Genomic DNA, 17013 nt, shown 5'->3' with positions numbered 1-17013 from the left:
ATCTCAAAGGACATGGCTCTGGGCTGTTTGGACTGAGAATGCGATCGCTACAGTGGTTCACAGACAACCGGAACCGCAGGACTGCCGCAGAAACTGGCGACAAAGCGATCGTTGACGGGTTGGCGGGGGGCCGCTACGAGGGTAATTACCACTGGCGAGACCCCAAAAACAACGGGCACCGTCCAGTAGCTATCTTCCCCAGGGGTGCTAAACCAGGCTTTTTGCACCCCTGGCTCAAGACTGTCTAACTCAAGGCCATTGGGATCGGCATCAGTGGTCAGAGGGGCCAGCTGCACCTGGAGATACTCTGCGGTGCGCAGCTGCGGGTAGACAAACTCTAGCTCCGTCATTACCGCCGACTCTCCCGCTCCGGCGGTAATGACGGCCCGACAGCGCAGCTGCCCGGTGGGTGACTCTACCGCCGTGGGCACGTGAATGGCCTTAGACGGAAGATCGTTGTTTTGGGCCAGGCCTGCACCAGCGGTCAGGGTAGCTAGGGCGGCCAGCAATAGGGGGCGAAGGGGTCTATTCATTGGGGTCACTTGGTCAATAGAGGAGGTTAGGGGAAGGGCAGCCAGGGGGGCTGCCCGGGAGGAGTAACTTCACTGACCAAACGACCGATTCCGCTTCGATTTAATGAGATCTAGATAGTTAGCTGTCGCCCCCACAGAGGGGTGTATTGTTTCAGGGATTTTTGGCTGTACGAGTTTTGGCCCCCAAACCCCCAATTCTGGGGGCTTCAGATTCTTCCAGGGTTGGGGGCAGAGGGCTATAGGTGTAGGGCCTCAGGCTGTACGCAGGGCCACGATGGGGTCGAGCTTGGCGGCCTGGCGGGCCGGAACCACGCCAAAAAACAGCCCGATGCCGCCGGAAATGCTGACCGCGATGACGATCGCCCCAATGGAGATACCAGCCTCAAACGGGCTGAGCACCCCAATCAGCAGAATGCCGCTGACCCCCAGGGCAGTGCCAATGATGCCCCCGGCCACCGAGAGAATAATCGCCTCGATCAAAAACTGGCCCAGAATGTCCCCCTGGGACGCGCCGATCGCTTTTCTGAGGCCAATTTCCTGGGTCCGCTCCCGCACCGACACCAGCATAATGTTCATAATGCCGATGCCGCCGACAAAGAGAGAAATCCCCGCGATCGCGGCCAGCATAATCGTCAGCGCCCCGGTAATGGTGTTGGCGATGGTGAGCAGGGTGTCCTGGCTGCTGATGTAGAAATCGTCCTCGTCGCGGATGTTGTGGCGCAGGCGCAGCAGGTTGGTGATCTGAAATTCGGCGGTGGCCATGCTGGCGCGATCGCGGGCCGACACCGTAATGAACGAAACCTCAACGCCGTAGGGCGATCGCTCGCCCCCGGCCAGGCGGGTGTCCTTGGTGGTCAGCGGCACCAGGACCGCATCGTCGTAGTCGAGGCCAAGGTTAGAGCCCTTGCGCTCCAGCACGCCCACCACATCGAAGGTGACCCCTCCCACCCGAATCTGCTGGCCCAGGGCCGACTCACGGTCGAACAACCGCTCTTGCAGGGTGCCGCCAATCACCGCCACCTGGGCGCTGCGGGTCATGTCCAGGTCGTTGACGAAGCGCCCCCGCGCCACCTCAAAGCTGCGCACCGTCAGAAATTCGGGGGTAATGCCCACCACGTTGACGTTGGCGTTGCGGTTGCGAAAGGTGACCAACTGGCGACCGCTGGACTCCGCCGCCACGGCGCTTACCGAGGGCACCTGGGCGGCGATCGCCTCCGCATCGGCCAGCACCAGGGTGCGGGGCACCTCCAGGGAGCCCAGCTGCCGCGTTTCCCGGCTGCCCGGCACCACAAACAGCACGTTTGGCCCCAGGGTTTCCAGCTGGGCGTTGACGAAGCGCTGCGCCCCCTCGCCCAACCCCACCATCGTGATTACCGAGGCGTTGCCAATGATGATGCCCAGCATGGTCAGGGTGCTGCGCAGGCGGTTGGCCGCCAGGGTTTTCGTCGCCATCGACAGGCTTTCTTGCAGATTCATAGACAATTAGGGTATTGATTTTGGAGGCCCAGCCAGGGGTAGCCAGTCTTTCTCTAGAGCCTGCTCCAGAGAAAAAACAGGCTCTTTTGGAATCAGGTTTGAGGCCATGTCGCTGGCAATTAAGACATTGTCTCGGGCATCTTGATACTCAAACTGAAAGTTCTCTAATAGATGCTGCCTCAGGCTAGGGCTGTCTTTTAAAAGTCGGTAAATTTCTTTGCGGAAGTTGTTAACCTCTATAGTCCAGCCTCGAAGACATGTCTGACGCTCTGCATCCCAGTACTTGATTTTGAGAAGATGTTCGCAGAGGCGAGTCAGATAGCTTAAGACAGCTCGTTTATCACGCCTGCCCAAACTCTCAATCTCCTCAATTAGATTGTCTAGATCAAGATTCTCAAACCTGCGATTTTTCAGCAGGTTGGCGGTAGTCTCTATCCACAGTAGAAAGTCTGTGTCGTATAGAGATGGAGCATTTAATGGGGTTGTCGTATCACTGGTCTTAAGCGACATAGTGAGGCCACAGTACAAGGCTTTTAACAATTTTAGCGGTCCTGGCGGAGGGTGATGTTCTCCAGGGTGCGGCCCGGGGGCAGGTCGATAAAGACGCGATCGCCCGCCTCCAGCCCGTTGACAATTTGAATCTGGTTGCCCACCTGGGGCCCCAGGGTAACCGGCTGAAACTGGATGTCACGGGGGGTGGCACCGGGCACCAGCACCCCGGTTTCGCCCGCCTGGGTGACAACCGCTACCGTGGGTACCACCAGAGCATCGGCCAGCTGATCGCCAATGAAGGCCACGTTGACATTCATGTTCGATCGCAGCTGCTCCTTGCCGTCGAGCAGCTCAATGCGCACCTGAAACAGGGTGACATTCTGCCGGGAGATGGCCTCTGGGGCCACCAGGGTGACTCGCCCGCGAAAGGTCTGTTCTGGGAAGGCGTCGGCCACCACCTCCACCGCCTGGCCCGGCTCGATCAGGCTGATATCGGCTTCGGGCACCTCGGCCAGCACCTCCAGGTCTTCGGCCAGGGCCACGATCGCCGTCGAGGTCGCCGATGACAGATCGGAGGCCGAGGTGGTGGGGGTGACAAACGCCCCCTCGGTGGCAAATTTCTGCGTCACCACGCCGCCAAAGGGGGCTCGAATCAGAGTTTCGTCCTGCCGCACCTGGGCGCCGGAAAGCTGAGCGCGGGCCTGGGCCAGGCGGGCCTCGGCCTGGGCGATCGCCTCGGTTCTCGGCCCCTGGCGCAGGTCTGCCACCCGCCGCTGGGACTCAAGGACGCGGGCTTGGGCCTGCTCCAGGGCGGCCTGGGCGCTGCGCTGCTCGCGGGCGGCGGTGTCCAGGTCGGTGGCGGCCACCGCTCCCCGCTCAAACAGGGCCTGGCGGCGAGCCAGCTCGCTGCTGGCCAGATCGAGCCGCGCCTGGGCGTCGCGTACCTGGGCCTGGTTGGCCGTCACCCCCGCCTCGGCCTGGGCAATTTCCTCGGGGCGGCTGCCCCGGCGCAGATCCGCCAGGGCCGCCTCGGCTTCGGCCACCGCCGCCCGGTTCTGGGCCACCTGGGCCGCGGTGTCGCGGCTGCGCATGCGGGCAATGGGCTGGCCCGCCTCGACGCGATCGCCCTGTTCTACGAAAAGTTCTTCCAAAATTCCGGCATTTTCGGGGCTGAGGTTGACCGTCTGCACCGGGCGCACCGTGCCGCTGGCGCTCACCCGCACCGTCAGCGGTTCGATCGCCGCCTGCGCGGTCAGGGCCTCCACATCGTAGGCTGTCTGGCGGCTGCGCCAGAGGCCAAACCCCACCGAGCCCGCTACAAGCGTGGCGGCGGCCAGCCCGGCCAGCAGCCAAACCAGCGGACGACGCACCTTACCGATCAGAGGAACCTGCATACTTTAATCCTGAATCCTGTATTCAGCGTCTGGAGGCCAGCGGCCGTAGTCCGCAGCCCCATTCAAAAGGTGGCCAGAACGCGACCAACTAAACTACTCAGTTTAATTGTAGCGATCGCAGCTTGCCCCTTACTCTGGGGTAGGGCACTGGCTATCCAGGTGGCCCCAGGCATTGACCCAGCCCCAGACATGGGTCACGGTTTGGCGTAGGGTTTTAGACGAGGTTGCCATGGCAGAAACTTCCCTCAAGGTGGCGGTGGTGGGCACCGGCTTTGGTCAGAAGGTGCACATTCCAGGTTTACAGGCGCACCACCGCACCGAAGTGGTGGCGGTGTACCACCGCAATCTGGCCCAGGCCCAGGCGATCGCCGCCGCCCACCGCATCCCCCACGCCTGCGACACCGTCGAGGCCGTGGTGGCCCTGCCGGAGGTAGACGCCGTCACCATTGCCACGCCCCCCTTTCTGCACCACGCCCAGGCCCAAACCGTGCTTGCCGCCGGTAAGCACCTGCTGCTCGAAAAACCCACGGCCCTGTCGGTGACCGAGGCCCAGGCCATTGCCGAACTGGCCCGCGATCGCCAGCGGGTGGCCACCCTGGACTTTGAGTTTCGCTTTGTGCCCGCCTGGCAGCACCTGGCCGAACGGCTAGCCGAGGGCTATGTCGGCAACCTGCGGTTCGTCAACATCACCTGGACGGTGCCGGGCCGCGCCGATCCCAGCCGCGCCTGGAACTGGTATGCCCGCCAGGACCAGGGAGGCGGGGCCCTGGGGGCGTTTGCCTCCCACAGCTTTGACTACATTACCTGGCTGTTTGGCCCCATTCAGCGGCTGTGCGCCCGCCTCAGTACCGCCATTCCCCACCGCCCTGACCCGGCCACAGGTGAGCTCAAGCCCGTCGATGCCGACGACACCTGTAGTTTGATGCTGGACCTGGCGAATGGTGCCCCCTGCCAGGTCGCCATCAGCTCGGTCACCTACGCTGGCCGCGGCCACTGGGTGGAGGCCTACGGCGATCGCGGCACCCTGGTGCTGGGCAGCGACAACCTCAGCGACTACGTCCACGGCTTCAAGCTCTGGGGCAGTCAGGGGGGAGCACCCCTGGCCGAAATTCCGATTCCCGATCGGCTCCAGTTTCCCACCACCTACAGCGATGGTCGCATCGCCCCCTTTGTGCGGGTGGTCAACCACTGGGTCAGCGATATCGATCGGGGCTTCGCCACCGCCCCTTCCATTTGGGACGGGGTGCGATCGCAGCAGCTGATGGATTTGGCCCACGCCTCCCATCGGCAAAACACCTGGGTCGAGGTGTCTCCACTCCCAGATCAGGTATAGAAATGTTCCTGATTTAGCTGTGTAACCTGGCGGGCTTGGGGCGAAGCGGTATCCTCAAGGGCATCCTTAGGGTAACTAAAGATTGGCTGCCCAAATGCCCTTGGTTTATTGTGCAAACCAGATTCCCTGAACCCTCTAGCCACCGTCCGGTGATTCATGTCGTTCCAAAGATATCCCCTAGCTACAGTTCAAAAGGTCAGCCAGTTCATTCGTGAAACGCTGGTGCTGCCTCCCCATGAACAACAGCCGGGCCAGGCCCCCACCCAAGCCGACGACGACAGTCCAATCCCGGACTCGCTCAACGCCCTGGGCGATCTGTTCCGAGTGGGCGATATGCCGGAAGACAACGTACCGGCGCCCAACACAGAGGGACGGTGGTTTGTCAGTACCCTCGACCCTGCCGACGCCCTGACCAAACTGCCGGGCCTGTGGATGCGGCCCGGCATTCGTCTGGTCACCTACCTGCGCCAGGACGGCAACGGCGGCATGGGGGCCACGGTGGCCCTGCCGGGGCTGCTGAGCACCACAGAATATTTAGAAGATGCGATCACCAACGTCACCGCCGCCGACCAGGTGCCCAGCCCCATGGGGGCACTGCCCAACCTGATGGCGGGCATCGAGGGCGATGGCTCCCTGGCCTCGTTCCTAACCGCCTCGATCTTTACCCGCGAGTTGCGGGAGTTTGGCCGCTTTGGCCGCTATGCCCGCTGGACTCACCACCGCTTTGTCGCCGCCCCGCCCCAGCAGATTCCCTGGCAGTGGCGCTCCAAAATGCCCGAAGACTTTTCTCCCAAAGTGGTGCTGCGCCAGGACTCCGAAGTGATTGTGGAGTTTTACTCCTGCCGGGTGCAAAAGCCCATCGCCCTGTTTCGCCATCTGGATCGCTACCCGCCCAACAGCTACACCGCCGTAACCCAGGACCAGGTGGTGGCCGTGGCTGGAAACTAGTCCTTAGTCAATCCGGTGACGACGGTTGCTATGACCCGAGGTGGAAGGTTTACGGTGCCCGGTTCAAGGCTAGCTTTGGACACCGGTGGGGGACGGCGACCTCGGTGGCGAGGGAGCCGATGGACCTCAGATAGGCGCTCCTGTTGTCGTTGGTTTTAAGTATCTAAAAGAAAATCTTCTAAAAGGTAGGACGTTAGGGCGTAGGTTTGTGCTCCAATAACAGCGGGTCCAACGCAAGCCTTGCCCTATGGATTTTAACCATCTGAGTTTTTATGTGGAGGCGGTGGCCCCCTGGCGCGACTGGTTTGTCAACGCCTGGGGCGCAGTTTGTGCTGGTCCAACCCCAGGGGAAACGGCGGATCAAACCCAGGAGCGAGCCCTGGTCTACATCGGTCAGGTGCCGCTGCTGATCGTCGCCGACAGGGCCGTGGTCGCCCCCTACCTGCACCGACATCCGCCGGGCATTGGCGATGTGGCACTGCGGGTCAACGGACTGGAGTTGATGCTGGAGCAAGTCCTGGCCGCCGGGGGAAGCCTGGTGCAGCCGATTCAAACCGATTCCTGGGGTCGTGGCCGCTGGAGCAAAATTCAGGGATGGGGTTCGCTCAGCCACACGCTGATCGAGTCGCGTCAGCCGGAGATTTGGGTGCCGGGCATTGCCCCTGGCCATCCGCTGATCTCTGGTACTAGCTTGATCAGCGCCATCGATCACGCGGTCCTCAACGTACCGACTGGCGAACTGCCCGAGGCGATCGCCTGGTATGTCAATCAGCTCGGCTTCCAGCCCCGTCAGCGCTTTACCATCGACACCCCCCACTCCGGGCTGCGCAGCCAGGTGCTGGCCCACCCCCAGGGCAAGGCCCAGCTGCCCATCAACGAGCCCGCCACCGCCAACTCCCAGGTACAGGAGTTTTTGGACCACAACCGGGGGGGCGGGGTGCAGCATGTGGCCCTGCACACCACCGACATTGTGCAGACGGTGGGGCAGCTGCGGGCCGGGGGCGTGCGGTTTCTGGCGGTGCCCCCCAGCTACTACGAAACGCTGCGGCGGCGACCGGGGTATTCGACCCAGGACGACATGGAGGGGGACTGGCTGCGTCAGCGCGAGGCGGCGATCGCCCAGCTGGAAATTCTGGTTGACTGGGAACCGCATCGGCCCCAGGCGCGGCTGCTGCAAACCTTTACTCAGCCGCTGCTGAACATTCCAACGGTGTTCTTCGAGCTGATCCAGCGGCAGGTGGTGCAGGTGCAGGAGGAAGCCGTGCAGGCCCAGGGGTTTGGCGAACGCAACTTTCAGGCCCTGTTTGAGGCGATCGAGCGCGAACAACTAAAACGGGGCAGCCTGGTCTAGCCGCGAAGGGCCAGGGCGGGTGGTCAAGTCTGGCTAAAAACCGTTTACTGTCAGCGCTGCCATGTCTGAGCCAACCCGCAAGCGAGGGGCTGTAACCCTTGATGCTTGAGGCAGCGGAGCCTAGTTGGTGGCAGCCCTCAGCGCAGGAAGCTGGTCACGCTCCAGAGGGATACGCAGGTCACCGCTGCCGCCACCGCATCGGGGCTGGCCCAGGCAAACTGAGCCCCCTGGGGAATCAGCAGCTGGCCCACCGTCAGACCCAGGGCCAAACCCACCGCCAGACCACCGATGGTGAGCAGCACCGAGCGCCAGAACTTGTTCTCTTTGCGGTTGAGGAAGTAAATGGCGACCCCAATCGCCACCGCAAGGGCCAGGGACGGGGCGGCAAAGCCCAGCACCGCCAATCCTCCGTAGACCACCGCAGGCCAGAGGATGTCGTCGCGGCTGGGGGTGTCCACCAGGCTGTTGAGCCAGTCGGGGCGGGACAGGCTGGGGGTGGCTTTGGCGGGCGGCGGTGGCTCGGGGGTATTTTCGGCAAAGCGAATGCGATCGGGCACTTTGATTTTGCCCTCCTGACGCAGCCGCAGCCGCTCCATCAAAATGGCGTCATAGGCGGCTTCCACGGCGGCTTTCTGCTTGGGCTCCTCGGCGTACTGCCCGACCAGGCGATCGCGGGCCTCCTGAATTTCTTCAAAGGTCGAGGCCTCGGTCAGCCCCAGCAGTTCGTACGAATTTTGGTCGCTCATCTGCAAAACCCCACAAGCCCCCAGACGACTTAACAACAATAGCTGAGTTGGCCCGCTCATCGCCATCAACCAACGGGGCCATCAACCAACGGGTGTTCGTCTACACCCAGTGTAACCAGCCACCCCGTAATTAGGGAACACCTAGGCCGGATGCGTATACCTTGGCCCATCTTACGGCCTGGGTATACCTGGAGCAGGGGGCCAGCAATTTTTGTTTGCGTGGCGCTGGAGAGGAGTTCACCCCGTAGGATGGGGAAGAGTTTGAGCAAATTGAAACGATTTATTAACGTTGTCAACGCCCATGGGTACACCACCTCTACTGCTGGCTTGGGTGCTGGGTGGGGCACCGCTTAGCTGGCTGGCCCAGGCGCCTGCGGGCGTCAACGGGCTCTCTGTCCAACCCAGCCCTGGCTCCGATGTCACCGGGTTGGTCAACACCTTGATTGTGCTGCTGCTGGTGGCCACCGTGGTGGCGCTGATCACCCGGCGGCTGCGGATTCCCTACGTGGTGGGGCTGGTGCTGGCCGGGCTGACGATTACAAAGTCGCTCTTGCCTGGGTCGGTGGGCCTCAACCCGGAGATTATTCTCAACCTGTTTTTGCCAATTCTGATCTTCGAAGCGGCCATCAACACTGACATTAGCCGACTGCGCAGCACGATTAAGCCCATTGCTCTGATCGCGGGGCCAGGGGTGCTGCTGGCGTCAATTATTACCGCTGCCCTGCTGCAGTGGGGGCTGGGGTTGGCGACCATCACCGCCGCCGCCATTGGCGTGATTTTGACGATTACCGACACAGTTTCGGTGATTGCCGCCTTCAGAACGGTGCCGGTGCCCCCTCGGCTGGCCACTATTGTGGAGGGCGAAAGCCTGTTTAACGATGGCACCGCTCTGGTGCTGCTGGGCATTCTCACCACTATTCATCTCCAGGGGTCATTTACGGCCTGGGAGGGGGTGCAGCAGGTGGTGATTGCCTTTGTGGGCGGCGGATTGCTGGGCCTGGGGCTGGGCTACCTGTGTGTAGGCCTGTTTCAGCAGCTCGACGACGCCCTCAGCAACCTGCTGCTGACGGTGGCGGTGTCTTTGGGCACGTTTCAGATTGGTCAGGCGCTGGGGGTGTCGAGCGCGATCGCCGTTGTGGTGGCCGGCCTGGTGATTGGCGAACTGGGCTTTCGCCAGACCTCGGCGTCAACCAAAGTCACCCTGCTCAACTTTTGGGAGTACGCTGGCTTTGGGGTCAATACCTTTATCTTTTTGCTGGTAGGCATCGAGGTGGACCCAGACGTGCTGCTGCAAACCATTCCGGCGGCCCTGTTTGCGGTGGTGGCTTACCAAACTGGCCGCATTTTGACTACCTACCCCCTGCTGTACCTGCTGCGCTTTGTCGATCGCCCGCTGCCCCTGCGCTGGCAGCACGTGCTGATCTTGGGCAATGTTAAGGGGTCGCTGTCGATGGCGCTGGCGCTCAGCCTGCCCCCCGGTCTGCCGGGGCGGCAGCAGGTGGTGGCCCTGGTCTTTAGCACGGTGCTGGTGTCGCTGGTGGGCCAGGGGCTGAGCCTCCCCTTTCTGGTCAAACGGCTGCGGCTGAGCGCTCCCTCGCGCCACAGGCAGCGCATGGAAACCCTCCAGCTCAATCTGATTGCCGCCAAAGCTGCCCAGCAGGAACTGGCTAACCTGCTGCAGTCGGGTAGCCTGCCCAAAAATCTCTACGAAGAGCTGTTTGCCGCCTACCAGGCCCAGATTGCCGCTGCCGATCGCGACCTACGGGCCTTCTATAACCAGCGCACCTTTAGCGATCGCGACCACCTCGAAGACCAGAGCCAGCTCGATGGCCTGCGCCGCCGCCTCTATCTGGCCGAAAAAGGGGCCGTCAACGATGCCCTCCGCAAGGGCCTGCTGTCGGAAGACACCAGCCAGGCCTACGTGCGATCGCTGAACGAAAAGCTGCTTTCGCTGCGGGACGAGTGAGGGGTGGAGCGCGGCGACTGTCCTACACCGATTCCTCCAGGGCCGATGACAGGTCATAGGGACCGTTGGGAGCAGAAAATCGACCGTTGATTTGTCTCAGCCCCTGGATGTGGTAAATACGGCGATGGCTATCAATTAACAACCCCTCGATTACCCTAGTAGTCTGCCAAGGCAATAATTTTTAGCTTTGACGCTCCACTAGCCCAGGGCGATATCCTAGGGTTCTATTTCCCTAGAGGCCCTCAGGTCACAGCAGCGGCGATGCAGAGTCCGGCGAGTTCTATTCAGCAGGTGCCCTTCCAGGTGGGGGGCACCCTGCGGGCCGATGACCCCACCTACATCCAGCGGCAGGCCGACACGGCGCTGTACGACGGGCTGCGCCAGGGGGAGCTGTGCTACGTGTTGACCGCCCGCCAGATGGGGAAGTCGTCGCTGATGGTGCGGACCAAGCACCGCCTTAGCCGCATGGGCTGGCGCTGTGTGGCCCTGGATCTCAGCGGCCTGGGCACCGAGGACATCACGCCCAAGCAGTGGTACAAGGGGCTCTGTGCCCAGATCTGGCTGGGGCTGGAGATGGGCAGCTACCGGGAGTTTCAGGACTGGTGGACGGCCCAGCCGGAGCGGCCGCCGGTGCAGCAGTTGGCGGCCTGTCTGGAGTACCTGGTGCATGGCTTGCCCCAGGCGGTAGCCGAGGCCATGTCCCAGGCCCCGATCGCCATCTTTGTCGATGAGGTGGACAGCGTGCTGGCGCTGAAGTTCGCCGTCGATGATGTCTTTGCCCTGATTCGCTACACCTACAACCAGCGGGCGATCGCCCCAGCCTGGCAGCGGCTCACCTTTGCGCTGTTTGGGGTGGCCACGCCGTCGGATCTGATTCGCGATCGCCGCCGCACCCCCTTCAACATCGGTCGCGCCATTCCCCTGGCGGGGTTTTCCCTGGATGAGGCCCAGCCCCTGGCGGCGGAGCTGGGCCTACCTCCGGCCCCGGCCCAGGCGGTGCTGGCTGCCATTCTGCACTGGACGGCGGGCCAGCCCTTCTTGACCCAAAAGCTGTGTCGTCTGGCCTGGCAGCAGCTCCAAGGGGAGGACGAGGTGAACCTCACGGTGGCCAATGCCCCAGCCTGGGTGGGGGATCTGGTGCAGCGGCGGGTGATCCACACCTGGGAGACCCAGGACGACCCCGAACACCTGCGCACCATCCGCGATCGCCTGCTGCGCCAGCCCCAGCGGACGGGGCAACTGCTGGGCCTGTACCAAACCCTGCTGGGGAAGGGGGCGATCGCCTACACCGGCAACCCGGAGCAGACGGCCCTGCTGCTGACGGGCCTGGTCAGCCGCCACCAGGGGCAGCTCCAGGTCAAAAACCCGATTTACCAGGTCATCTTTGATGCTGACTGGGTGGCCCAGGCCCTGGCGGCCCTGTGCCCCTACAGCGGTCTGCTCCAGCAGTGGGTGGACTCGGGCCAGGGCGACTCGGCCTACCTGCTGCGGGGGGCGGCCCTGGCCGAGGCCCAGGCCTGGCAGCAGGGCAAAAGTCTCAGCGCATTGGATTACCAGTATTTGCAGGCCAGCGAGGCGGCTAAACAGGTCGAAATTCAGCAGCAGTTGGATACCGCCCAGCTCCAGGCGGAGAATGCTCGCCTGCGCCAGCGGCAGGAGGTCAGCCGCCTGAAAACGGTGCTGCTGGGGGTGGTATCGGCGGCCCTGGCGGCGGCTTTGGGGCTGAGCACCCTCACCTGGCAGCAGTATCAGCGGGCCAAGGCCAGCGAGGTGGCGGCCCTGGCGGCCTCCTCCCAGGGCCTGTTTGCCTCCCACCAGCAGCTCGATGCCATGGTGGCGGCCATCCGGGCCAAGGGGGCCCTGGGACAACTGTCTCGCCCCCGGCCCGACCTCCGGCACCAGGTGGATCAGGCCCTGAACCAGGCGGTGTTTGGCAGCAATGAGTTCAACCGGCTGACCCGCCACGCCGGGGGGGTGCTGACGGTGGACATCAGCGCCGATGGTCGCTATATCCTCACCGGGGGCAACGACAAAACCGCTCGCCTGTGGGCCAAGGACGGCACTCTGCTGCACACCCTGGTCCACCAGGACACGGTGCATCGGGTGGCCTTTAGCCCCACCGGCGATCGCCTGGTCACGGGCAGCCTGGACGGCACCCTCCAGGTCTGGAGCCTGGCGGGCCAGCGCCTCCACCACATTCAGGCCCACCCGCAGCCGGTCTGGGGGGTGGCGGTCAGCGCCGATGGAGCACTCATGGCCACCGCCAGCAGCGATCGCACCGTCAAGCTCTGGCGCGCCGATGGCTCCCTCAAGGCCACCCTGCCCACCAGCGAGGTGGCCTGGGCCGTCGCCTTTAGTCCCAACGGTCGCCAGGTGGCCGCCGCCCTGCTCGACGGCACCATTCCCCGCTGGACTCCCCAGGGGCAGCCCCTGCCCACCCTGCTAGCCCACCAGAGCGAGGTGTGGGATATCACCTATTGCCCTGGGTCGAACCGTCTGGTCTCCGCCAGCTCCGACCACACCGTCAAGGTATGGGACGCCGAGGGTGCCCTGCTGCACAGTCTCCAGCCCCCCGCCGCGGCCACCCAGCTCAGCGTCGATTGCGGCGGTGGCGGCGACGAATTTATCGCCGCCAGCGGCAAAAACAACGCCGTCACCCTCTGGCGCGCCGACGGTACCTACGTTCGCACCCTGCGGGGCCACCGGGCCGTGATTCGCGGCGTGGCCCTGGGGCCAGAGGGCACCGTCGCCGCCTCCGCTAGCGACGACGGCACTGTGCGGCTGTGGCAGCGCCACCGCTACCTGCTGCGATCCCTGGAGGGCCACAGCGATACGGTGTGGGGCATTGTGGTCAGCCCCGACGGCAAAACCGTGGCCTCGGTGGCGGGGGCCGATGAGCTGATGCTCTGGCAAAACTCTTCCCCAACAGCCTCCCTGAGGCTGAGGCAGTTGTCGGGCACCTTTGACGCCGCTGGCGGCACCCTGATCACGGCGGGCTTTTCCAGCCTCCAGGGGTTCAGCGTCGATCAGCTGTTGCAGCAGCGCCCTGTGCCCCTGTGGCAGCGGACCTTTCCGGGAGGATCCACCTTCGCCGTGGGGATCAGTACCCCTAGGGCCTCGGGCCCGCCCTACATTGCCACCGGCAGCGACGACGGCAGCCTGCGCTTCTGGACCGCTGTGGGTCGCCTCACGGGCAGCGTTGCCGCCCACCGGTCTCGCATCTGGCAGATTGCCATCAGCCCCACGGGCGATCGCCTGGTTTCTGCCAGCGAGGACGGCACCGTCAAGCTGTGGCGGCGGGACGGCACCCTGATCGAGACCCTGGTCGAGCAGATGGGAGCCTTTTGGGGCGTGGCCTTCAGCCCCGATGGCGATCTCGTTGCCGCCACCAGCCTGGACGACAGCCTGCACCTCTGGCGGCTGAGCGATGGTCACCACCAGCGCATTGACGGCCAGAGCGAGGGGCTCACCCGGGTGGCCTTCAGCCCCGACGGCCAGACCATCGCCACCGGCGGCATCGATACCACCGTGAAGCTGTGGAGCCGGGAGGGCTCTCTGCAAAATACCCTGCCCGGTCACACCGGCCTGGTCACCAGCCTGGCCTTCGACCCCAGGGGCGACTACCTCTACTCCGGCAGCGACGACAGCCAGGTACTGGCCTGGGATCTCCAGCAGATTTCCACCCTCGATCCCATGGCCTACGCCTGCGACTGGGTGCGCGACTACTTTGGCACCAGTGAGCGGCTGCCCCCCCAGCAGGTGGCCGCCTGTGCCCAACCGCAGTGAGGACCAGCCCTAGGCCTGGGTCTCGAACTGGGCGGCAAAAAAGCGTTGGTAGAGGTCACACAACGGATAGGCCAGCCCGTTCTCGGTGCGGATCAGCCCCATGCTTTCCAGGCGCATGGTGTCGATCGCATTCAGCGCCCAGCCCCGATCCTGGGCGTCGATCACGGCCTGCCAGGCGGCCAACACCGCTGGATTTTTCCGCAGTTGAGCCCAGAGTTCCTGCAGGTGGCTGTGGAAAATGCTGGCCGGGGTGGTGGCGCTGTTCAGCAGGTCGGGGGCAGCTTGTTCCCCCTGGGCCAGGCTGTAGAAGCTCAGATTGGCCAGGTAGGGGTGGCCCGCGATCAGCCGGTAGAGGGCCTCCAGGGTGAAGCGCTGGCGGGGGGCGTCGATGGTGGGCAGCCCGTAGCGGCGACCCAGCTCTAGAAACTGGGCCAGGGTAAAGGGCGGCAGCCGGACGGAGTGGCCCACGTTGAAGGGGGAAACGTCGAGATTTAGGGCGACGTAGCTGTCGGTGTCGTAGACCAGCACCAGCCGCAGCCGCTGCCAGGGGCTGCTGTCTTTGGAGCGCTCGTGCCAGAAGCGCAGCAGGGACAAAAAATCCTGGGCCACCGATGCAAAGAAAAAAACTCGCTCCAGGGCGTTGATTGATAGCACCAGCGGGACTTCGGCCTCGGTCAGCACCTGCTGCACCACCAGACCGCCGTTGACCTTGCTGCCCAGATCCGGGTCCCAGACCTGATCTAGCGGCAGGTCTAGGTCCAGGGTACGGAGCATCGATCGGCAAAACCACCGCAGCAGCCCGTCGATGCTGCCAAACGCATCGTCGTCGGCCTCTAGCAGGTCGATGCGGCAGGATCGATAGCCCTGGGCGGTGCCGTAGGTGATCACCCGCTGCAACAGGGAAGTTTTGCCAAAGCGGCGGGGGGCTTTGATGCAGAGCAGTCCGCCGGGGCGGAGGATTTCTCCGCAGGCGGTGTCCTCCACCGGAGGACGGGCAATGTAGAGGGCAGACCCCAGGGGCAGGGGGCCCGAGGGAAAGTCAAAGCAGGCCGAGGAGAGCTTGACGGGGGCAGGGGCGATCGCCGCCGCATTCCCCCTGGTTGCCCTTTCAGCCGCAGCTAACGCACCACCTGCCTCCCCGGCAGTAGCCGCCTTCTCATTGACAATGCCAAATAGTAATCGCAGGTTTTTTTTAGTAACTGTGGAGCCGGTTTGGGCTGAAAGTTCGGCCCAGAGTTTGGCTCCCACCTGCTTAATGTATTCCTCCACATAGCCCGATTCGTCGGCCATGTGGCGATAGCGCAGTCCCTGCCAGGAGCCCTCAACCACCAGCTTTTCTAGCGTAGTCAGGGGGCGCTGGAGGGTTTGCTCAACTAGCCGAAAAAGCTCATTGCTGGTCATGGGAACGCTGGGAAAACGCCATCGGCGATCGGATATCCCGTCAAAGGTCTCCTCCCCAACCATAGAGCATTTACAAACCTCCGTCACAGCTTCCCTCATAGCTCATGAATGGAGATTTCAGCGGCCCAAATCGATGTGAGTCAGGAGGGATTTTAGTTGTTCTGGGAGGGGGGCTCGCGCATGGTGACATTGCCCGTATCTACAACGCGACCATCCCGCGACAGGGTGCAGGTGGAGCCGCTGTTGGGCACAAACAGTTCCCAACGAGCTTCGCCCCGGAGGTTGCTGTAGTTGTAGCCTTCGGGGTTGGGCTCCCGTTTGGCTTCGGTGTTGAGGAAGATGACGCGATCGCGGCGAGAGTAGATCCGCATGGTGAGGGCGCTGCCCGGTGCTTCCGGATCGCCAGCGCGATAGATGTTGACGGCGTAGGCGGCCCCATCGCAGTAGGCAATGCTGTAGTCGGCGCGGGCCGGGCTAACCATGACGGACAGCGAGGCCAAGGCCCCCGTTCCCAACGCCAAGCCAAGACTGGACAAATAAGCGGCTAAGGAATTTCCCATCGATAATTCTCCAAATTAAGCCCAACGATCCTAAGCTTTCGGCAAACCATTTTGGCTTTGGCAGAAATTTTTCTAAATATTTTTGATTAACGCCTTTAGGGATTTTAATTAATAGAACTTGCTTTTCTAACCTTTCTTTCTTTTGTTGCCTGATAAGGTAGTTTGGGGCGTTTAGATCTAACTTTTTGCGATCGCAGCAATCCCCAAAATATTTTTAACTTCTGGACTAAGTCGCAATAAATGCTGCTAGATTCAAACTGCGACTTTGAGATGGTAGATTTGTGTCGCCTGGCTCAACAAAATGTTTGGAGTCAGCTCTTTTTTTAAACAAAGATTGTTGAGTAGTTAAGGATCGCAATCATCATGTTTGGATATTTGCCCCTGGTAATGGCCATGGGATTGGGAGCGGCGATCGCCCCGGTCAATTCCCTGTCCACCCCACCACTGATGGCCCAGGCTCAGCTTTACGGCACCGTCATTCCCAACGAACTGAACGTGCGGAATGGAGCGGGCACCGATCGCCCCGTGCTCTACGTGCTCCACCGCGACGCCGTGGTGCGTATCACCGGCCAGTACGGCGATGGAGCCGACAGCTGGTACAAGATCGTGCCCATGACCAGCGGCTATCCCCAGACCGAGGGCTGGGTCTCCGGGGCCTACCTGAAGGTGAGAAATAGTCCCCCTTCCGCCTCCTACTACGACACGGGCTATCAAGCGGGGCTGGCCGATGCCCAGGCGGGCCGCACCTACGACCCCGTGGGCGGCAGCCGCGATCTGCCCGCCGATGCCTCCCGTGCCTACACCCGAGGCTACAGCGATGGCTACACCGCCGGACGTCCCGGCAATCCCTCCGGTCTCCAGCGCTACTACGACGATGGCTACCAGCACGGGCTGGAGGATGGTCGTGCGGGCCGCACCTACGACCCGGTGTCCGGCAGCCACGGCCTGCCGGACAACCTGTCGCGGGAATACACCCGGGGCTACGCCGACGGCTACCAGCAGGGGCGGCCCTAGTCGCAGTGTTTCA

13 protein-coding genes are annotated in these 17013 nt (G+C 62.9%); 6 read left to right on the top strand and 7 right to left on the bottom strand.

All coding sequences use genetic code 11. The features are described from left to right. Nucleotides 1-47: 47 nt before the first annotated feature. The 4 genes from NF78_RS12000 to NF78_RS11985 all read right to left on the bottom strand — a co-directional run bounded on the left by NF78_RS12000 (nucleotide 48) and on the right by NF78_RS11985 (nucleotide 3895). Nucleotides 48-533, bottom strand: a complete 486-nt coding sequence (locus tag NF78_RS12000; protein ID WP_035986630.1) for a hypothetical protein — start codon at nucleotides 531-533, stop codon at nucleotides 48-50. 252 nt (nucleotides 534-785) lie between these two features. After that, complete coding sequence (locus tag NF78_RS11995) at nucleotides 786-2009, bottom strand: ABC transporter permease (protein WP_035986629.1); 1224 nt, start codon at nucleotides 2007-2009, stop codon at nucleotides 786-788. 6 nt (nucleotides 2010-2015) lie between these two features. Next, nucleotides 2016-2519, bottom strand: coding sequence for a DUF29 domain-containing protein (locus NF78_RS11990; RefSeq protein ID WP_035989524.1), 504 nt, complete (start codon nucleotides 2517-2519; stop codon nucleotides 2016-2018). A 32-nt stretch (nucleotides 2520-2551) separates the two neighbouring features. Further along, a complete protein-coding gene (locus NF78_RS11985) occupies nucleotides 2552-3895 on the bottom strand; it encodes an efflux RND transporter periplasmic adaptor subunit (RefSeq protein WP_035986627.1) in 1344 nt (447 codons plus the stop codon). A gap of 229 nt (nucleotides 3896-4124) precedes the next feature. Here NF78_RS11985 and NF78_RS11980 point away from each other — a divergent pair, with 229 nt between their 5' ends. The 3 genes from NF78_RS11980 (at nucleotide 4125) to NF78_RS11970 (ending at nucleotide 7527) form a co-directional block, all read left to right on the top strand. Continuing rightward, nucleotides 4125-5228, top strand: coding sequence for a Gfo/Idh/MocA family protein (locus NF78_RS11980; protein WP_035986626.1), 1104 nt, complete (start codon nucleotides 4125-4127; stop codon nucleotides 5226-5228). Between the two features lie 156 nt (nucleotides 5229-5384). Then, entirely contained in the window at nucleotides 5385-6176 is a 792-nt protein-coding gene (locus NF78_RS11975) for a hypothetical protein (RefSeq protein WP_035986624.1), read from the top strand. Between the two features lie 247 nt (nucleotides 6177-6423). Continuing rightward, nucleotides 6424-7527 carry a 4-hydroxyphenylpyruvate dioxygenase family protein gene (locus NF78_RS11970; RefSeq protein ID WP_035986621.1) on the top strand — a complete coding sequence of 368 codons (1104 nt, stop codon included), beginning with the start codon at nucleotides 6424-6426 and terminating at the stop codon, nucleotides 7525-7527. A gap of 137 nt (nucleotides 7528-7664) precedes the next feature. Here the strand turns inward: NF78_RS11970 and NF78_RS11965 are convergent, their stop codons facing one another. Then, nucleotides 7665-8273: a CPP1-like family protein gene (locus NF78_RS11965; protein WP_035986619.1), complete on the bottom strand. Its 609-nt coding sequence runs from the start codon at nucleotides 8271-8273 to the stop codon at nucleotides 7665-7667. A gap of 301 nt (nucleotides 8274-8574) precedes the next feature. Between NF78_RS11965 and NF78_RS11960 the strand changes: the two genes are divergently transcribed. Then, nucleotides 8575-10239, top strand: coding sequence for a cation:proton antiporter (locus NF78_RS11960; protein WP_081972595.1), 1665 nt, complete (start codon nucleotides 8575-8577; stop codon nucleotides 10237-10239). 261 nt (nucleotides 10240-10500) lie between these two features. Further along, nucleotides 10501-14025 (top strand): AAA-like domain-containing protein, encoded by a 3525-nt coding sequence (locus tag NF78_RS11955; protein ID WP_052050234.1) that lies wholly within the window; start codon nucleotides 10501-10503, stop codon nucleotides 14023-14025. Nucleotides 14026-14034: 9 nt separating this feature from the next. On the opposite strand, the gene NF78_RS11950 is transcribed toward NF78_RS11955, so the two are convergent. Together NF78_RS11950 and NF78_RS11945 are read right to left on the bottom strand one after the other, a co-directional pair. Continuing rightward, nucleotides 14035-15426, bottom strand: a complete 1392-nt coding sequence (locus NF78_RS11950) for an AAA-like domain-containing protein (protein WP_035986617.1) — start codon at nucleotides 15424-15426, stop codon at nucleotides 14035-14037. A gap of 152 nt (nucleotides 15427-15578) precedes the next feature. After that, the gene (locus NF78_RS11945) at nucleotides 15579-15986 is read right to left on the bottom strand and encodes a hypothetical protein (protein ID WP_156119741.1); all 408 of its coding nucleotides are present in this window, start codon (nucleotides 15984-15986) and stop codon (nucleotides 15579-15581) included. A gap of 363 nt (nucleotides 15987-16349) precedes the next feature. Here NF78_RS11945 and NF78_RS11940 point away from each other — a divergent pair, with 363 nt between their 5' ends. Beyond that, nucleotides 16350-17000, top strand: a complete 651-nt coding sequence (locus NF78_RS11940; protein WP_035986612.1) for an SH3 domain-containing protein — start codon at nucleotides 16350-16352, stop codon at nucleotides 16998-17000. Nucleotides 17001-17013 lie beyond the last annotated feature (13 nt).

It is taken from the genome of Leptolyngbya sp. KIOST-1 (assembly GCF_000763385.1).
GTDB lineage: Bacteria > Cyanobacteriota > Cyanobacteriia > Phormidesmidales > Phormidesmidaceae > Nodosilinea.
This window is presented reverse-complemented; position numbering and strand designations above follow the sequence as displayed.

Coding starts and splice junctions, on each gene's coding strand:
- NF78_RS11975 (WP_035986624.1), top strand. CDS start 5,385: ATGTCGTTCCAAAGATATCCCCTAGCTACAGTTCAAAAGGTCAGCCAG.
- NF78_RS11950 (WP_035986617.1), bottom strand. CDS start 15,426: ATGACCAGCAATGAGCTTTTTCGGCTAGTTGAGCAAACCCTCCAGCGC.
- NF78_RS11970 (WP_035986621.1), top strand. CDS start 6,424: ATGGATTTTAACCATCTGAGTTTTTATGTGGAGGCGGTGGCCCCCTGG.
- NF78_RS12000 (WP_035986630.1), bottom strand. CDS start 533: ATGAATAGACCCCTTCGCCCCCTATTGCTGGCCGCCCTAGCTACCCTG.
- NF78_RS11985 (WP_035986627.1), bottom strand. CDS start 3,895: ATGCAGGTTCCTCTGATCGGTAAGGTGCGTCGTCCGCTGGTTTGGCTG.
- NF78_RS11945 (WP_156119741.1), bottom strand. CDS start 15,986: ATGGGAAATTCCTTAGCCGCTTATTTGTCCAGTCTTGGCTTGGCGTTG.
- NF78_RS11940 (WP_035986612.1), top strand. CDS start 16,350: ATGTTTGGATATTTGCCCCTGGTAATGGCCATGGGATTGGGAGCGGCG.
- NF78_RS11980 (WP_035986626.1), top strand. CDS start 4,125: ATGGCAGAAACTTCCCTCAAGGTGGCGGTGGTGGGCACCGGCTTTGGT.
- NF78_RS11990 (WP_035989524.1), bottom strand. CDS start 2,519: ATGTCGCTTAAGACCAGTGATACGACAACCCCATTAAATGCTCCATCT.
- NF78_RS11960 (WP_081972595.1), top strand. CDS start 8,575: ATGGGTACACCACCTCTACTGCTGGCTTGGGTGCTGGGTGGGGCACCG.
- NF78_RS11955 (WP_052050234.1), top strand. CDS start 10,501: ATGCAGAGTCCGGCGAGTTCTATTCAGCAGGTGCCCTTCCAGGTGGGG.
- NF78_RS11965 (WP_035986619.1), bottom strand. CDS start 8,273: ATGAGCGACCAAAATTCGTACGAACTGCTGGGGCTGACCGAGGCCTCG.
- NF78_RS11995 (WP_035986629.1), bottom strand. CDS start 2,009: ATGAATCTGCAAGAAAGCCTGTCGATGGCGACGAAAACCCTGGCGGCC.